We start from the raw sequence: 17,320 nt of genomic DNA, 5'->3' as shown, positions 1-17,320 counted from the left end.
TATTTTTAATATTGTTTTAATTTTATGAAATTATTAAATCTTTAACTAAAGAATAGCACCACTAACTTGAATGTTTAAAACTGAGAGAAATATTGACAAGGAAAAAGTCATTGCGCTTATCTCAGGTTCTGAAGAGGCTTTTGATCATTTGTTTAGGAAATATTCAAAAAAGATCTATCATATCTCCAGGAAAATGCGTTTGGGTCATGAGGATGCTGAAGGAGTCGTCCAGGAAGTTTTTATTAAAGTTTGGAATAACCGTGAACGTTTGGATGCCGAACTATCATTCAATGCTTATTTGATTGCAATAGTGAGGTCCATAGTGATCCGGCAAGTACAGCGAAAGGCAAAGCTATCTTCTTATAAGGAATATGTATCTCCATTTTTAAATGAAAAGGATACGACTACGGAAGATTATGTGATTTTTTCAGATATGATGGACCTTTCTTCCAGAGCAATGGAAAGTCTGCCGCCGAAACAAAAGCAGGTTTTTATGATGAAGAATTTTGAACATTTGAGCATCGATGAAATTGCCGAGAAGCTTCATGTTTCAAAAAAAACTGTCAAAAACCAGATTTTTAGAGCCAGCAAGTCCTTAAAGGAGAAATTAGCTGATTCCAAAATTATCTCTGTTATGCTTTTTATTGTGTTGATTTTCAGTTCGTAATATTGTTTTTGTTAAAAATATTTGACCCCGAGTGGGCCTTTTAGTTCTCTTGTGTCTATATAATAATAGTAACACAAAGTGAATGGACAGGAAAAAACAACTTGACGATTTTATTGAAGGGAAGCTTTCTCAAGAAGAAGCCAAAGATTTTTTGAATTGGTTGATGTCGGAAGAGGGTGAAGAAGAGTTTTCTGCTCTCATAGATGAAGAATGGTTTAGCGGAACAAAGGAGAAGGAGTATGCAGAGTTTGATATGGAAAAGCTCTTGGGGAGGACAAAAAAAGCCAAAGGTGGAGGGCCTTTGTACCTTTCCGGAAAAGCCAGAGTAAGTGACCGTATTCCAAAAAGGAATGGAATCAGATCTACTTGGCTTAAGGTAGCTGCCAGTTTGGTAATTATATTTTCATTGTCATTTCTTTTAATTAAATGGACTGAGGAACCGGTTTCCAAACAAGTAGAGTCCACTTTGGAATTGGTTACAAGAAAGAACCCATCTGGAATTAAAACAAGGATACATTTACCTGATGGCTCCATCGTATACCTGAATGCAGAAAGCACGGTAAGCTACCCCAAAAGCTTTGTTAATAATAGAACAATCCATCTTACTGGAGAGGCATTTTTTGAGGTTAAGAAAGACAGTTTGCATCCTTTTTCAGTAGTAAGTGATCGATTGACCACCGTAGCATTGGGAACTTCCTTTAATATCAGGGCTTTTGAAGGGGATAATTCTGTAGAGGTGACTTTGGCAACAGGAAAGGTAAAGGTAAGTGATGCAATAACAAGCAAATCATTGACACTGCTTCCAGGTGAGGCTGCTAGGATGAAGGCAGGAGGCAAGGAGTTAGAAAAATATTCAGCAGATGTTTCCATGAGCACCCAATGGGTAAGAGGGGTATTGGTATTTAAGAATACCTCATTCAAGAAAATTATAAAAAGATTAGAGCGCTGGTACGGAGTGGAGATCCATTTTAAGGGCAAAGTTGCCGATGAAAAATGTTCAGGTGAATTCATGGAAGGTGAATCACTGGCAAATGTCCTGAGCGTGTTGAGTTACTCCGTTGAGTTTGAATATGAGATAAAAGGAAATCAAGTAATTATTACTCAAAATTAATCACGATAGCTTATGAAATAGAGCATTTTATGGAAAAAATCCTGAAGGGTACTGGTAATACCCTCCAGGCAAACATCGAATTAATCAATAGCAGATCTGAGAATTTGGCGATGCTCGGTTTGCTATGATATGTCTAACCCAATGTTTCAACTAATGGTAAAATTATGAATAAATACTTACGATTAATAATCATGTCAACTAAGTACGCTTTGTACGGGTGCTTGATCATGATTCTTGCTATGTCTTCTGTTGCTGCTGAGTCAGTAAAAGCACAGGTGAAAAGTATAGATGAGGTAGTAGTGGAGCTCCACAAATCCAATGTGTCCCTAAATGATATATTGAAAGAAATAGAGCAAAAAACACCTTTCCATTTCTTTATGGTTGATAAAGGGATGGATACCAACATGAAGATCACCCTTAAAGAAAGAAAAACGACTGTAGCAGATCATTTGAAAGAGATCGCCAAGCAGTCCAAATTGAAGTTTAAGCAGGTCAATGAGACCATCAGCGTAAATAAATCCGGAAAGAACAAGGCTGCTTTTGTTCAGATAAAGCAAATCACTATTTCTGGCCGGGTTACCTCCGAGACTGAACCTGAAGGGATTCCAGGAGTTACAGTCAGGTTGAAAGGAGGGAATACAGGAACTGTAACTGATATCGATGGTAAGTTTAGTTTCAATGTGCCGGATGAAAATTCAGTGATTGTAATCAGTTCCATCGGGTACAAATCAGTAGAAATTACTGTAGGGAACCAGCAGACATTTGATGTAAAGCTTGAAGAAGATACCAAGGCACTGGACGAAGTGGTCGTTGTGGGCTATGGAACGCAGAAGAAGGTGAATTTAACAGGTGCGGTAAGTCAAGTCACCTCAGAAATGCTAGAAAACCGACCTGTAGCAAATATTGGACAAGCACTGCAGGGTACGATAGCCAATCTAAACGTGGGTATTTCCAACGGTAGTCCTAATACCGTTCCATCGTTTAATGTACGTGGAGGTACTTCATTTTCAGGAAATTCATTTACAAACGGAAGTCCTTTGATTCTTGTGGATGGTGTAGAGATGGATATCAATCAACTTAATCCTGAGGATATTGAAAGTGTTTCCGTTTTGAAAGATGCCGCTTCTGCAGCTATTTATGGCGCAAGGGCTGCCTATGGTGTGATGCTGGTAACCACTAAGAAGGGAGCTAGTGCAGAGGGAACAAAGGTCACATATAGTAATTCATTTCAGTGGAATAGGCCGTCTGCAGTTCCTGACCTATTGGATGCTTATACTATTCAAGATGCAGCCATTAAGTCACTTGAATTACAGAACCGAACTCCTTCCACGGATATGCTAGAGAAGAGAGACAGAATTGAAGCATATATGAATGACCCTGAAAATATGAATCCATACTTTATGGATGATGGGGGGAATATTATATGGATAGGTAATACTAGACCTTATGAAGAAGCATTGAGAAGCTCTTCCCCTATGCAAAAGCATAACTTGAATCTTTCAGGTGGAACCAAGAAAACATCATATTATGCTTCTTTAGGTTATCAAGGTCAAGAAGGCCTGTATAAAATCAATACGGATAAATTCCAAAGATATAATATGATGTTGAATGTGAGTTCAGAAGTATCTGATTGGTTTTCAGTAGATTTTAGGACCTCGTACAGCAAGTCAAATTATTCTGAGCCTGTAAGTCCTGCTGGAAAAGGGGGATGGTGGACGGCCATGTCCCAAGAAGCAGGAAGAAATGTCAATATGCCAATCATGACTCCTGAAGATTCACCTGTGGGATCCATGTATACGGATAATATTCTTTCTTTTATGGATTATGGGTCAAGAAATGATCAAAATAAGCAGCATGTGCTCATGGCTGTAGCCCCTACAATTCATCTTCTTAAAGGTTGGGACTTGAAAGCCAATATCTCCTATAAGTCATATGATTTTAGAAGAAAACAATTCATACCTGAATTGGAGCGAATCGATAATAGGTGGGATGCGCCAACTACCGTTCATACTAATCCAAGCTCTGTGCAAAGGTGGAGTCAACATTCGGATCAGTACACGGTAAACGTGTTCTCGGACTATTCATTGGATCTGGATAAACATGAATTTTATTTACTTGGAGGTTTTAACCAAGAATGGTATGAATATGATTATTTAGGAGGAAGAGGTGAGCAAATCTTAACGCCTTTCATTCCTGTAATCAGCCAAACTTTGGGTAATGAATATGCTTATGACAGTGAATCTCACTGGGCGATTAGAGGAGCATTTTACAGGTTTACCTACAATTATGACAATAGGTATCTATTAGAATCAAATGGACGATATGATGGGACTTCTCGTTTCCCTAAAGACAGACGATTTAAATTTTTCCCCTCTTTATCTGGTGCTTGGAGAATTTCAGAGGAGGATTGGGCTTCTGGTCTGAAACCATTGGTTAATGAGTTGAAGTTGAGAGCTTCTTATGGTAGTTTGGGTAACCAAAATGTGGCCAATTATATCTATGTGCCTTCTTATGGAACAATAGCGCAGGTGAGTTATATTTTTAATAATAACCGTCCTGTAGGGGTTACTCCTCCGGGCTTAGTAGATGCTGATCTGACTTGGGAAACTGCTACCACGATAGATTTTGGTCTTGATGTATCCATGTTCAATAAACTGGATGTTTCATTTGATTGGTATGAACGTTCTACCTCTGATATTTTGGTAGCTGGAGATAAGTTTCCAGCAGTATTGGGTACAGGGGCTCCGACCAAGAACTCCGGTGAGATGAAGACAACTGGTTGGGAATTGACCACCAAATGGAGAGATAAACTGGATAATGGCATAAGATACGATATTGCTTTAAACTTGAGTGACTATCAAAGTGAAATCGTTTCATTTGATGGAAATCCAAATAATCTACTCAGTGGTTTATATGTTGGCCGTATCATGGGAGAAATATGGGGATATGAAACTGAGGGAATATTTCAAACTCAGGAACAGATAGATAATGCCCCTAGTCAAGAATTGATCAATTCAGGATTATGGTTTCCGGGGGATGTTCAATACAAGGATTTAAATGCAGATGGTGAGATTGGACCTGGAGCCAGTACACTAGATGACTCTGGTGATAGAAGGATCATTGGAAACAGTACGCCAAGGTATAGGTTTGGTTTGAATATGAATGCATTTTGGAAAGGTTTTGATCTAAATGTGTTCTTTCAGGGAGTTGCCAAAAGGGATGTTTGGATAGGTAATAACCTTTTCTGGGGAGGAATCGCCGGAGGAACTGGTACTTACGAAGTGTATAATAACTCTTGGACTCCAGAAAGAACAGATGCTTATTTTCCTGCATATAGAAGTACAGGAGCCAATAGACAAGTTCAAACCAGATACTTACAGGACGCTTCTTATATCAGGTTGAAAAACCTGACTTTGGGCTATACAATTCCGGCCTACCTTACGGAGCAAATCAATTTGGATAAAGTGAGGGTATATACTTCTGCCTATAATATATGGGAAGGAACGAAGGTGCCGGATACATTTGATCCTGAGGTGCTGAGTGGTAATTATCCAATGCTTCGATCTATGGCTGTAGGTCTTCAAGTTACATTTTAATCCAAAAAAGTCTCAATCATGAAAAAAATATATATCGTAATAACATGTTTTGTAGGGCTCCTTTGGGGGTGTAATGATGAATTCATGGAGCGTTACCCATTGGACCAGATTAGTGATGAAAATTTCTGGAGAACAGAACAGGATCTAGAATTATATTGTAATAATTTTTATCCCACTTACATCAAAGGTTTTGGATCTGGATGGGGGACCAGTACGGTAGCTCCTTATGGTTATAATGAAGCTATTGCATATGGAGATGTGATTACTGATAATGGGGCACCGCAGTCCTATTCAAAAGTAGCCGCAGATCAATATAATGGTCATGTCAGTGGCGGAAGTGGTAGTGGCGGATGGAACTGGAGTGACATGAGGGAGTTGAATTATTTCTTGGATAACTATCAAAGAGGGGATATTGAACCTGCTGTTAGAAATATTTATGCTGGTGAGATCTTGTTTTTCAAGGCTTGGGATTATTTCAAAAAGGTAAAAACCTTCGGTGATGTGCCATGGTTGACACACGTGGTGCAAACTAATTCCCCTGAACTGATGGCTCCAAGAACTCCTAGGGCTGAAGTGATGGATTCTGTGCTACATATTTTGGACAAGGCGATTAGTTATCTGCCTGAAAAAGGGACAGAAAAGCCAGATCGTTTGAATAAAGATGTGGCCTTGCATTTAAAATCCAGGGTTTGTCTTTATGAAGGAACTTATAGAAAGTATCATGCTGATTTAGGCTTGGATGGAACCGAGTTTCTGGAGGAAGCAGCTGCTGCGGCAGAACAGTTAATGTCAGGTACTTATAGTCTTTATTCAACAGGAGATGCGGAGAATGATTATAATGATTTGTTTGCTACCTACAGTTATGACGGGAATCCTGAAGCAATCCTTTGGAAAGAATATTCAGCAGATTTGACTATGGGGGTTGCTTTTAGCCGTTACTATGCCCAAAATTTGCGACATAGACATGGAGCTACTAGGTCATTAGTAGATGAATACCTTTGTGAGGATGGTCTTCCTATTTCTGTTAGCCCCTTATTTATGGGGAAAGATTCTATACAGCGAGAAATGATGAATCGTGATCCAAGATTGACACAAACCATTGCCAATTTTGGTACTTATAATCTTCAGGCAGGGGTTCAGGGAGCCAATAATGCGCCAAAGCCAAATATTCCGGGACTGAATGGCAATAAGTGTCCTACAGGTTATCGGGTAGCCAAGTGGTTTTTGAATGATCCAGCAGACTGGGATCGTGTGACTAACGGAATGCAGGCAGCTATGGTGTTTAGGTATGCTGAAGTACTTTTGAACTATGCGGAAGCCAAATATGAGTTAGGGCAGCTTGACCAGGGCATATTGGATGAAACAGTTAATCTTATACGAGCAAGAGTTGATATGCCTCCTTTGATAATGGGTAATATCCCAGAAGATCCTATCATGGACGGAAATTATGCCACTTATTGTAGTTATGTTCCAGACCCTGTTTTGAGAGAAATAAGAAGAGAAAGAAGGGTGGAATTGGCCTATGAGAGTTTTAGATGGGATGATTTGATGAGATGGAAAGCAGGACGTTTTCTTGAAATTCCAGTGGAAGGAATCAAATTTGTCCAAGAACAATTCCCATCAGTCGTAGTCGATAAGGATGTGTTTTTGAGTGAGGAAGGATATATTTTGCCTTATTTCCAGACCCTTCCTGAAGGAAGGCAATTTGATGAAGGAAAACAATATCTTTTCCCAATTCCGATAGAAGATTTGGTATTGAATCCAAATCTTGAACAAAACCCAGGTTGGGAGTCTGACTAATTCCATTAATCAATTTTTAGCGTGAATAAAGATTTTGGAGGGGCCTTTTGGCTCCTCCATGATCCTTTATTGCCCTTTTTAATATTTAACTAATTATTTAATAAATAAGCTATGCAAAATCTAGTAAGAGTAATTTTTGGAAAAATACTGATGATTTTTGTGTCAGTTGTGGTGATTTCTTGTGAACAAATACCGGATGAATCTACAAAAATAGTAGAAGCCAAACTGGGGCGCGGCGCAGTAACTCATGCTGAAAACCTCAATATTGTTTATTTTGTACCTACGGATAATCCAGAAGTTGATGATTATGAAGAGCGACTAAGTGATTTATTAATCCATTTTCAAGATTTTGTAAAAGACGAAATGGATAGAAATGGTTTTGGAAACAAAACATTTGGCTTGCCATATGACTCGGTGGCTAATCTAGTGAAGCTAATTAAGATTAATGGGGAGCATGATCAGGCTACTTATGGCTACGGAAGTGGAAGTGCCATTATTAATGAGGTCAATGCATATCGGTCAAATTATCCAGAGGATTTCACCAGTCAGCATACATTGATTATCCTTCCCCAAAGAACTGATGGAGGCAGTCAGCCATTTTATGGATATGGAAGATACTGTTTTGCAGTGGATAACCCGAATATTAGTGTAGAGCAAATACCAAGTACTTCTTCTAATTTAATAGCGGGAATGTTACATGAGCTGGGGCATGGTCTTAACTTAGCGCACAATAAAGCTAAAGTTTCAGAACAGCAGACACTTGGTACCTCATTAATGGGGGCAGGAAATTATACCTGGGGTAGGACAGGGACTTTTATCCCATTGGCAGATTGTGCTATTCTCAATAGAAATCAAATTTTTCAGTCGACCCCTGTAGCTGATATTTATGGAAGTGCCAGTACAAGTATGAGCCCTGTGTTGCATTTTGATGCTGCAAACAATGTGATTGAGCTTTCCGGTACATTTACCAGTAATAAAACAGTCAGTGATGTGCTTGTCTGGGTAGATCCTAATGTAAATGGAGAAGGCTCAGGAGTCAATAGGGATTATAATTCAGTTTCTTGGGTAGCAGAAAGGAATGGGAATTCATTTCAAGTAGATATCCCAATGAATGAAATTCAGGATTTTGGAGATTGGTTATATGAGTTAAAAATCAAGCTATTGATGGAGAATGGAACCATAAAAACCCATGGGTATTCTTTTAGCTATGTAAATGGAGAGTTCACGTTACCGGAAGGAGTGGGGGTTTTTCAGCATTCCAGTTACAATGGATGGGGGGTAACCTTGGCTCCAGGGTCATATACCACTAGTGATTTGGAGGACTTAGGAGGTATTGGCAATGACATTAGCTCTATTAAAGTGCCCCTAGGATATGAGGTGTTGTTGTATGACGGAGATAATTTTACAGGAGCGACTTACGAGGCTGGGCCTGGAAATATAAGTTTCTTATCAGGGTTTAATGATAAGGTTTCTTCTATAGTTGTTAAAAAACAATAAGTAAAACCTGTGATTGCATTAGGCGAGGTGATGCCTTGCCTGATGTTTTTCCTTGTTGATCAATTAAAAATGAATTATTATAAAAAAGCCATCAGGTTGTCTATGGCTAAATCAGCTTTAATTTATAAGGTACTTGTTACCTTAAGTTTTATTTTGGGAATTTCAATTAACTCCCTTGCTCAAGGGCGAAAAGAAATTGATTTTAACCAAGGTTGGCTTTTTAAAAAAGGAGCCAAAGACTATGAAAAAGGTGTTTCTTTTGTGTTGGAAGAATGGGAAGAGGTGACCGTGCCCCATACTTTCAATAGTGAGGACATGCAGCTTGGGAAAGATTTTTATACTGGAGATGGTTTTTATCAGAAAGAATTTACAGTAGCTGACTCTTTGAAAGAAAGACGTCTTTTTCTCCGTTTTGAGGGAGTAGGTTCAGTAGCTGATGTGTATGTCAATGGCCGCTTTTTAGGAGAGCATAAGGGAAGTTACTCGGCATTTGCCTTTGAGATTACCCATTCTGTAAATTTTGGCCAGAAAAACACCCTGTTGGTCAAAACGAATAATGAAGCACGTGAGGATGTCTTGCCTGTTAACCATTTTTTGTTTCCTATCTATGGGGGGATTTATAGGCCTGTATCTCTTATTATTACTGATATGGTGAATATCAAGGTGACAGATCATGCTTCTCCGGGAGTATTTATTCGTCAAAAAGATGTCTCAGCCAAACAGGCGACTATAAGGGTAAAAGCGAAACTTGAGAATACGGAAAAAACTTTTAGGCATGTATTACTCCGTACAGAGGTGAAAAATGCAGATGGCAAAAGTGTTAAGGTCATTGAGGAACCTCTGTCCATCAGTCCGCAAGGAGTAACTTTAGGAGAGCAGGAATTGATAATTAAGCAGCCACATCTTTGGAAAGGTGTTGAAGACCCGTATTTATATACGCTTACTACATCATTGATGGATGGGGATCGTGTACTTGATGCGGTTACCCAGCCCTTAGGGATAAGGTCAGTTGAAATTAAGACTGGAAAGGGAGTGTTTTTGAACGGAAAGCCTTATCCAATGCATGGGGTTACCAGGCATCAAGATCGATGGGGGTATGGTAATGCACTCAATAGGTCACAGCATTTGGAAGATATGATGTTGATTAAAGAAATCGGTGCGACCACGATACGTTTGGCCCATTATCAGCAGGCTGAAGATATGTATGCAATAGCAGACAGTTTAGGTTTTTTGATTTGGGCAGAAATCCCTTTTGTCAATACATATACCTTGGAAGAAGCTGCAAATGCCAAGCAACAAATGACAGAGCTGGTTCGTCAGAATTTCAACCATCCTTCCATCTATATTTGGGGCATTCACAACGAGGTGTATTCCAAAACGGAAGATGAGTATGTGGCGGTGCTATCAAGAGAGCTTAATGATATCGCCAAAACCAATGACCCGGACCGACCTACGGTTGCTGTAAGTGGTTATGGAGAAATGTGGCGTCCAGCCAATCTGTCCACTGATGTGCAAGGGATGAATCGTTACTATGGCTGGTATGAGGGTAAGATTGGAGATATGAAACAATGGGTACAAGGCCTGGAAGAAGAGTATCCTGAGCACATTGTAATGCTTGCAGAATACGGAGCAGATGGTAATATGGATCAAGGAGCTGAAAAATTACCTGAAAGCAGGAATCCTGTCAGTGGAAAGTTTTTTCCTGAGAATTATCAAACCGAAACCCATATTCAGCAATGGGCCATTATAGAGGACCATCCCTATATAACTGCCTCCTATTTGTGGAATATGTTTGAGTTTGCTGTGCCAATGTGGAACCGCGGAGGGGTGAATGCAAGAAACCTTAAAGGCTTGATCACTTTTGATCGAAAAAGAAAGAAAGATAGTTTCTACTGGTATAAAGCTAACTGGAATCCTGAACCAATGATTCACTTGGCCAATAGCAGAGATAATAAACGTACCGAAGCGAATACTATCATTCAGCTATTTACCAATTTGTCTTCAGTGGAGCTGACAGTCAACGGGCAGAAAGTAACCAGGGAGCTGAAAGGTGTCAATGCTCATCACAAAAAGTTTGAGGTAAGCCTCCAAGGAGGAAATAATATAATTGTCGCGGTAGGACAGGATGATGCAGGTAATGTGATTTCTGATAAAATGGAATGGACACTTGATTAAAAAGGAATTTACAATTTAATAATTATTAAGAAATGAGTAAAAAAGAAGTTGTATTGGTGGTAGCAATGCTTGCAGGGTTAAACTTTGGGAAAGTAATGGCACAAACTCCAGATAATACACCTAGGTCTTCAATAGCATTGGAGCATGGTTCACATCGTTTAGGGAAAAGGACTGATCCAATGATGGAAAAGTGGAGGAATTATGGCTTGGGACAGTTTATCCATTGGGGCGTTTATTCTATTACGGCAGGTAAGTGGGAGGGAAAGGATTATCCAGGGGCTTCTTCTTGGATTCGTTCTTGGTCAGAAATGCCAGCAGAGGACTATGATCAATTGTATTTGCAATTTGATCCTGAGCGGTTTGATCCCCAGTCATGGGCAAAGCAGGCAAAAGCAATGGGTGCGAAATATATGATCATCACCACCAAACACCATGATGGCTTTTGTCTTTGGCCAAGTAAGTTTACAGAATATGATATAGCCAGTACACCTTATAAGAAAGACTTAATAGGTCCCATGGTGGAGGCCTATGAAGCAGAAGGGATCGATGTGTATTTGTATTTTTCAGTGATGGACTGGAATCACCCGGGATTTAGAACCGATTTGAAAACTGCTGAAGACCGTGAGGCTTATGAGGAATTCAAGACCTTTACCCGAAATCAAATTTTGGAATTATTGGAAAGGTACCCAAATACTAAAGGCCTTTGGTTTGACGGTACTTGGGATGCAGCTTGGAAAGAACAAGCGGATTTTGCAGATAAACTTGAGTCTGAAATGAGGGAAATGATACCAGGGATCATTATAGGCAGTAGGTTCAGACCTGATGATTATGGTAACAGACATTTTGATAGTAATGGTGATTTGATGGGGGATTATGAGCAAGGCTGGGAAAGAAAATTGCCAGAGGGAATTGAAGATGTCAAAGGAAATGATTGGGATTGTGTGATGACCGTTCCCGAAAACCAATGGGGGTACCATTATGATTGGAAAGGGCATGTGAAAACCAGCTTCGAACTGGTGGAAATGTTGGTGAAGTCAGTGTCATTGAATGGGAATTTTGTATTGAATTTTGGTCCTGACAGGTATGGTGAATTCAGGAATGAAGAAAGAAAACTATTTAAAGAAATTGGTGACTGGATGGAAATCAACCAAGAAGCAATTTACGGTTGTGGGTACCTTGATTGGGAAAAACAAGATTGGGGGTATTATACCAAGGATAGGGAGACTGGAAAGATCTATATGGTCGTGTTTAATATGCCGATCAATGGGGCTTTAAGGATCAAAACTCCAGAAAAAGTTCACTTGGACAAAGTTTATGAACTAAAATCCCCGAGTAAAATCTTTGTTCCTGAGGAGATACATAAAGATGAATATTTTGTTCATTATCCAGTGGATCAGCCAGGGAAATCACCAATTGTAATCGTTATAGAATCTTCCAAAACACAAGAGGAGGGGAAGACTTATCAAAGGGCAAAGACTTAACGAGGTGTTTTATCCACTTGTTTTAAAGGTCCATTAAACATGGATAATAAATTAATTTAACCAATATAACTTTATTTAAATAAGATGAAAAAATTGATATGCGGAGCCGCATTATCGGTAATGTTTGCAGGTGGGAATGCTGATTTGGCAATGGCGCAAACACCAAAGAATACACCGAGGGTTTCCATTGCTTTGGAGCATGGTGCCCATAATTTGGGAAAAAGAACTGATCCAATGATGGGAACTTGGAGAAATTATGGCTTAGGCCAGTTCATTCATTGGGGCGTTTATGCAATTGCTGGAGGACACTGGGATGGAAAATATTATGGGGGAGCAGCAGAGTGGATCCGTTCATGGAAAGAAATGCCCAAGGATGCTTATGACAATCTTTATAAGCAGTTTGATCCCAAAGAGTTTGATGCCAAGGCATGGGCCAAACAAGCAAAGGACATGGGAGCAAAATATATGATTATCACCACCAAGCACCATGATGGATTTTGTCTTTGGCCCAGCGAATTTACTGATTATGATGTGAGCAATTCTCCTTATAAAGAGGATATTATAGGTCCTTTAGTGGAGGCATACGACGCAGAGGGCATTGATGTATATCTGTATTTCTCAGTTATAGATTGGAACCATCCTGGTTATCGGTCTGCTTTGAAGTCTGAAAAGGATCGTGAGGAATATGAAGCGTTTAAGGAGTTTACCAAAAACCAGTTAGTGGAATTGTTGGAAAGGTATCCAAGTACCAAGGGGCTTTGGTTTGACGGTACCTGGGATGCAGCTTGGAAAGAGCAGGTGGCCTTTGCAGATGAGTTGGAAGCTGAGCTTAGAGAAATGGTTCCAGGCTTGATTATAGGGAGTAGATTTAGGCCTGATGATTATGGGAATAGGCACTTTGACAGTAATGGCGATCTCATGGGAGATTATGAGCAAGGTTGGGAAAGAAAATTGCCAAAGACCATAGAGGATGTTAAGGGAAATGATTGGGACTGTGTAATGACGGTGCCTGAAAATCAATGGGGGTACCATTCTGATTGGAGAGGGCATGTCAAGACCAGTTTTGAGCTCATTGAGATGCTAGTTCACTCGGTGGCCTTGAATGGAAATTTTGTATTGAATTTTGGTCCAAACGGTGAAGGCGGAATTAGAAAAGAAGAGACCCAATTGGCTACCGAGATTGGAGACTGGATGGCTGTTAATCATGAAGCAATCTATGATTGTGGTTACTTGGACTGGGAAAAACAGGACTGGGGTTACTATACACTGGACCGTAAGACCGGAAAAATCTATATGGTGGTTTTCAATATGCCACTGAATGGTGCGTTAAGGGTGAAGACACCAAATAAAGTAAAATTGGACAAGGTGTATTCACTTAAAGATGGTAAGAACTTTACACCGGAAGAAATACATAAAAATGAATATTTCATTCATTACACTTCAGATAAACAACCAGAATCGCCTATGGTATTTGTGATAGAAAGTAGCTCTGGAGAAGAAGGGAAAGGTCATACCTATCAAAAAGCGAAGACATAATAGGTGTTCACTTTTTAAAAGATTGACTGAAGGGCAGGGATTATTTCCTGCTTTTTTTTGTTGTTGTTCCGACAGGTTAATGAAAATTATTGAAAATTATTGATCGAGGTTTTGTTAAGCGGAACAATGTAGGGATGAATGGTTTTGTGATTTTTGATTGGATTATTGTTGTTAATTAATTTCCTGATATGGTATAATAAATTCTTTTTATTTCTTTTTTTTGTAAATAATCATGTTTCAAAAGAAATATTCTGAAAGTATATTTTTAGAAAAAGTCAGGTTTTGAAACATTGACAACCTAATTTCAATCACTAATTAAAATTTTGTACTTCATGAAGTTCTTAGTTACCACAGCTTTGTGTGCAGTGGCGCTGGTGCATACCACTTTTGCACAGGAAAAGAAAGCTGACCCTATATTTGAAAACCCCAATGTTCAGGAAGAAAATAGGTTGCCGATGAGGTCATCTTATTTTCCGTTTGAAAGTGAAGAATTGGCCCAGAGGAATGATAAAACTGCTTCCAAAAGGTTTTTCGACCTGAATGGAACTTGGAAGTTTTTGTGGACCAATCATTATGAAAAGCTTCCGCAAAACTTTGAATCGGTAGATTTTGATGATGCTGGCTGGGATGATTTCAAAGTGCCTGCCAACTGGGAATTCCATGGTTATGGTACTCCAATTTATGTGAACCATCCATTTGAATTTGCGGTAAAAAATCCAAATCCACCCTATGTGGAACATGAAGACAATCCAGCGGGTGTTTACCGCAGGACCATCACTTTACCAGAGGGTTGGGAAGATGAGCAGGTTTTTATTTATTTAGGAGCCGTAAAATCAGCTTTTAGACTTTACGTGAATGGTGAATATGTAGGTCTTGGTGAAGACAGTAAGCTAGAATCAGAATTTGAGCTTACTGATTATGTGAAGGCTGGTGAAAACCTTATTGCCATAGAAGTGAGAAGATGGCATGATGGTTCTTATTTGGAAGCACAGGATTTCTGGAGAATTTCAGGGATAGAAAGAGACGTTTATTTGTACAGCAGACCAAAGGTTCATTTTTATGACCTGTTTGTAAAAAGCCCATTGACCAATAATTATAGAGATGGGAAATTGAACGTAACGGTTGATCTTTGGAATAGGACCAATGACTCTCAAGGGGAGCACACCGTTACAGCTAAACTTTTTGACCAACATGGTAACTTGATTTATGAAAAATCCCAAAAAACCACGGGGCTTAAGAGAAAGCTAGGTAAGACTGTTTTGAATTTTGCCACTGAGATTGATAATGTGGATGCTTGGTCCGCAGAGATTCCAACTCTTTATGAATTGGAATTGGTACTAGCAGACCAAGAAGGTGAAGCTGTGGAGGTGATCCGCCAAAATGTAGGTTTCAGAACTTATGAGGTGGTAGGGAATCAGTTTTTGGTTAATGGTAAGCCTGTATTGTTTAAAGGTGTAAACCGTCATGAATCACACCCTGAGACACATCACGTGATTACCAGAGAGCAGATGGAGACCGATGTCCGCATCATGAAGGAGTTGAACATGAATGCAGTTAGGCTTTCTCATTATCCTAATGATCCGTATTGGTATGAGTTATGTGATAAATATGGCTTTTATGTAATTGATGAAGCTAATATAGAATCACATGGTATGTATTATAGCCCGGAGAGGTCTTTGGGTAATGCCCCTGAATGGGAACATGCTCACCTTTTGAGAATCAAAAGAATGATTTTCAGAGATAAAAACCACCCTTCAGTGGTAGCTTGGAGTATGGGGAATGAAGCAGGTAATGGCTATAATTTCTATAAAGCTTATGACTGGATCAAAGCTTATGACCCCTCTCGTCCGGTTCAGTATGAAAGATCAACTTATGAGTGGAACACTGATATCATCGTACCACAGTATCCTCATCCAAAATCCATGGAGAGATATGCACAAAGTAATCCTCCAAGACCATTTATCATGAGTGAATATGCGCATGCAATGGGTAACAGCTTGGGGAACTTCAAGGAGTACTGGGAAGTGATCAAAAAATATCCAAGCTTGCAAGGTGGTTATATCTGGGATTGGGTTGACCAAGGTATTTATTTAGAAAAAGATGGTAAGACTGTCTTTGGCTATGGTGGTGATTGGGGACCTGAAGGAACTCCAAGTGATGATAACTTCTTGATCAATGGCGTAATCATGCCGGATAGAAGATGGAATCCACATGCATATGAAGTTAGAAGAGTACATCAAGAAGTCTCGTTTAAGTTGACCAAAGCTGGTAAGCTGGAGATTTTCAATGAATATTTCTTTAGAGATATTTCCAATTATGAATTTGAAGCCATTCTATTGAAAAATGGCAAAGAGCTTAAACGTGAAAAAGTAGGCTCATTTGCTTTGGCTCCAAGGCAAACCATGACAGTTGATTTGCCATTTGAATTAAATACGGATGAATCCGCAGAGTACAGGCTTCAGATCGAAGGTAAGATCATTGAAGAAGAAGGAAGAATGACTCCAGGTACTTTATTGGCTGAAGAAGAGTTTGCATTGACTGCTCCAGTTTTGGCGACTTTTGAGCCAGTGGCAGCTGAAGTGGAAGTGAATGAGGAAGGCAATAACCTTACTATCAATAACAAAAACTTCTCTGTTGTATTTGATAAGACTACAGGACAGTTTCATGACTATACTTTCAAAAAGAAAGCGCTTATTGTGGATGGTCCAAGTTTGTCACTTTTCCGTCCTTTAGTAGATAATGACTTTGGTGGTGGAAGAAGTAAAAACTATGATTACCTCAATGGAGATATCGCCCAGCTGAAAAGTATAGTGCATAAAGCTGTGGAAGATACTTATCAAGTTACCGTAGTATACGATGTGTTGAACGGGGATGCTTCTTTCACTCAAGTTTACAGTTTTGACAATGAAGGAAAAATCAAGGTGGACAATGACTTCAAGGCCATCAAGGGTGAGCATGAGTTATTGTTGAAGCTAGGAACTGACTTGAAGCTTCCAGGTGAATTGGATCATTTTGCTTGGTATGGTAGAGGTCCTTGGGAGAATTATGAAGATAGAAAATATAGTTCGCAAGTAGGTCTTTATGAAGGAAGTGTACTTGAGCAGTATCATCCTTATGTTCGTCCGCAAGAGTCAGGAAACAAAACTGATGTGAGATGGGCAAAAGTGACCAAGCCAGGAAAGCAAGGGGTTAAAATCTCTGCTGTCGGAGACTTGTTGAATGTAAGTGCATTGCCTTATAGCATTGATCAGTTATATCCTGGTAAAGAAAAGAAAAACATTCATTCTGGAGAGCTAGAGCCAAGCGGGTTTACCTATCTACATGTAGATCATATCCAAATGGGTGTAGCTGGTATCAACAGTTGGGGGTCTATAGCACTGGAAGAGTACAGGGTTATGTTCCAGGATTATGCATATAGCTATATCATCGAACCAATCCAAAAATAAACTGAAGAGCT

The 17,320-nt window shown here is 39.5% G+C and carries 9 protein-coding genes; all 9 read left to right on the top strand.

The window, feature by feature from the left end:
* Positions 1–70 precede the first annotated feature (70 nt).
* The 9 genes from H7U17_RS14345 (at position 71) to H7U17_RS14305 (ending at position 17,309) form a co-directional block, all read left to right on the top strand.
* Complete coding sequence (locus tag H7U17_RS14345; protein ID WP_186757444.1) at positions 71–667, top strand: RNA polymerase sigma factor; 597 nt, start codon at positions 71–73, stop codon at positions 665–667.
* Positions 668–749: 82 nt separating this feature from the next.
* A complete protein-coding gene (locus H7U17_RS14340; RefSeq protein WP_186757443.1) occupies positions 750–1,778 on the top strand; it encodes a FecR family protein in 1,029 nt (342 codons plus the stop codon).
* Between the two features lie 191 nt (positions 1,779–1,969).
* Positions 1,970–5,374 (top strand): SusC/RagA family TonB-linked outer membrane protein, encoded by a 3,405-nt coding sequence (locus H7U17_RS14335; RefSeq protein ID WP_230981429.1) that lies wholly within the window; start codon positions 1,970–1,972, stop codon positions 5,372–5,374.
* An 18-nt stretch (positions 5,375–5,392) separates the two neighbouring features.
* Positions 5,393–7,174, top strand: coding sequence for a RagB/SusD family nutrient uptake outer membrane protein (locus tag H7U17_RS14330; protein WP_186757441.1), 1,782 nt, complete (start codon positions 5,393–5,395; stop codon positions 7,172–7,174).
* 111 nt (positions 7,175–7,285) lie between these two features.
* Positions 7,286–8,671 (top strand): hypothetical protein, encoded by a 1,386-nt coding sequence (locus H7U17_RS14325; protein WP_186757440.1) that lies wholly within the window; start codon positions 7,286–7,288, stop codon positions 8,669–8,671.
* Positions 8,672–8,740: 69 nt separating this feature from the next.
* Positions 8,741–10,846: a glycoside hydrolase family 2 protein gene (locus H7U17_RS14320; RefSeq protein WP_222439216.1), complete on the top strand. Its 2,106-nt coding sequence runs from the start codon at positions 8,741–8,743 to the stop codon at positions 10,844–10,846.
* A 32-nt stretch (positions 10,847–10,878) separates the two neighbouring features.
* Positions 10,879–12,327 carry an alpha-L-fucosidase gene (locus H7U17_RS14315; RefSeq protein WP_186757439.1) on the top strand — a complete coding sequence of 483 codons (1,449 nt, stop codon included), beginning with the start codon at positions 10,879–10,881 and terminating at the stop codon, positions 12,325–12,327.
* Positions 12,328–12,411: 84 nt separating this feature from the next.
* Positions 12,412–13,863 (top strand): alpha-L-fucosidase, encoded by a 1,452-nt coding sequence (locus H7U17_RS14310; protein WP_186757438.1) that lies wholly within the window; start codon positions 12,412–12,414, stop codon positions 13,861–13,863.
* 332 nt (positions 13,864–14,195) lie between these two features.
* Positions 14,196–17,309, top strand: coding sequence for a glycoside hydrolase family 2 TIM barrel-domain containing protein (locus H7U17_RS14305; RefSeq protein WP_186757437.1), 3,114 nt, complete (start codon positions 14,196–14,198; stop codon positions 17,307–17,309).
* Positions 17,310–17,320: the final 11 nt, after the last annotated feature.

Source organism: Echinicola salinicaeni (assembly GCF_014280965.1).
GTDB lineage: Bacteria > Bacteroidota > Bacteroidia > Cytophagales > Cyclobacteriaceae > Echinicola > Echinicola salinicaeni.
Note: the sequence above shows the minus strand (reverse complement) of the source record. Positions and strands in the feature narration are given on the sequence as shown.